Source organism: Ilumatobacter sp., assembly GCF_049588435.1.
Classification (GTDB): Bacteria; Actinomycetota; Acidimicrobiia; order Acidimicrobiales; family Ilumatobacteraceae; genus Ilumatobacter_A.
Window position 1 is genome coordinate 1 of record NZ_JBAVYV010000570.1, and the last position, 1,950, is coordinate 1,950.

2 protein-coding genes are annotated in these 1,950 nt (G+C 69.2%); both read right to left on the reverse strand.

From position 1 onward, the window contains the following. On the reverse strand, nt 1-672 hold a 672-nt coding region (locus WBV89_RS21450; RefSeq protein WP_423983366.1), incomplete at its 3' end, for an NAD-dependent epimerase/dehydratase family protein. 14 nt (nt 673-686) lie between these two features. Continuing rightward, on the reverse strand, nt 687-1,950 hold a 1,264-nt coding region (locus WBV89_RS21455; protein ID WP_423983367.1), incomplete at its 5' end, for an AMP-binding protein.

The following is a 1,950-nucleotide window of genomic DNA, read 5'->3' on the forward strand; positions in this document are numbered from 1 at the left end:
GGCCCGGCCGGCGCACGTGGCTCCGGGACCGATCGCGTCGACGGCAGCCGCGAGCGCGCTCGCCGCATTGTCGACGTAGGTCGTGTCGACGAGGGCCCGACCACCGCCGACCAGTGCCAGCCGGCCCTGAGCAGCGCGTTCGACGATGCGACCGACGAGTTGGGTGTCCCCGGGTCCCCAGACCAGATGCGGGCGGATCGCCACGACCGCACATCGACCGTCCGACGCATCGATCGCCAACCGTTCGGCGAGCGCCTTGGTCTCCGGGTACCACGCACTGCCGTGATCGGCGACCGCGGCATCGGCACCGCCGCCGATGATCGCCTCGCCGACATGTGCGACCGAGGGCGACGACACGTGGACGACACCTCGAGCCCCGCTCCGTCGAGCCGCTGCGATGACGTTCCTGGTCCCGTTGATGTTGGTCGACGCGTACTCGTCGCGGGGACCGACGACGCCGACCTTCGCTGCGAGGTGGACCACGACGTCACAGCCGGTCAGAGCGGCATCCACCGCGCGCTCGTCGCGAACGTCGCCGAGATGCTGGGTCACCCTGGACGACCCCGATGCGGGGCGGCGCTGGAAGGCAACGACGTCGTCGCCGCGTTCGATCAATGACTCGACGAGGGATGCCCCGATCGCACTCGAAGCTCCCGTGACGGCGATTCGCACGCGTTGACCAGCTTTCAGGACAGGAGCGTCGAGGCCCAGGCGGCAACGGCGCTGCGGTCGATCTTCGCATTGTGGCGGATGTCGACCGGCAGCTGCTCGCTGATCAGAACTGCAGCGACATCGACGTCGATCACTGCGCGCACGTTTGCTGCGAGTTCGCTCCCGGCGAGACCTGCGTCGCCATCGGTCTGCTCGATCACGACGACGACCTGTTGACAACCCGCGGGCCCGATCCCGACGGCTGCGACTCGACCCGTCGTGACGAGCCGCTTGGGAGCGAGCACCCGTTCGACGGCTCGTTCGATCGGCACGGGGGTCACAGGGCCACCGGCGGAGTCGATCACGTGAACGCTGCGTCCCTCGACCCACAATCGACCGGCGTCGTCGAGGTGGCCGACGTCGCCCGAACGATGCCAACCGTCTCCCGGGCGGGCCAGGCGTTCGGTGTGCCAGCGGGCCAGGTAGCCCTCCGACACCCACGGCGAACGCACGAGGATCTCACCCATTTCGCCGGTTGTCAGCGACTCGGGAAGCGTCTCGAGTGCGTCGAATCCGAGCGGGACGATGCGCACCTCAGCCCCGGGGATGGCCGGGCCCACGCACACGCCGCGTCCGTCTCCGTCGCGTTCCGCCTCGTCGATGCCATCGAGGTCGATGTCGGCGACCGGGAGAGCTTCGGTCATCCCGTAGGGAGTCCGGATCGATGCGTTCGGGGTGAGCTCCGCGACCGAGTGCAGCGTCTCGGCCGGAACAGGGGCACCTGCGCTGAAGACGAGTCGGAGCTGTTCGATCCCGGCGAGCCCGGAGCTGGCATCGGTGGCAGTCGCGGTAGCGGTCGCGACGACGTTCGCCAGCGCGGATGGCGACGCGAACGCCATCGTCGCACCCAATTCGGAACATGCCTCGTTCAGTTTCTCGGCCGTGAGCGAGCCGGGCTTGGTCACATCGCAATCGGTGAACGCGGTCGGCACGCCGAGCGCCGGCCCGTAGAGCGCGAACGGAGCGAACGCTGCGACGAGGCGATCGTCGTCGGTGACGTCGTACGTCGTCGCGAGCGCGTCACGCTGTGCAGCCAACTGGCGGTGCAGGTACCGCACGCCCTTTGCCGGACCCGTCGCGCCGGACGTGAACAGGACCGCGGCGGCCATGTCCGGTGTCGGCTCCGGAGGAAGCGGTGTCGATGTCGCGGACGAGTCCGTCTCCTCGCCGACGAGCTCGGCCACATCGATGTGGTCGGACTTCGGCGCCCACCGCATCGCTGCGCTCGCGATGCGTGCT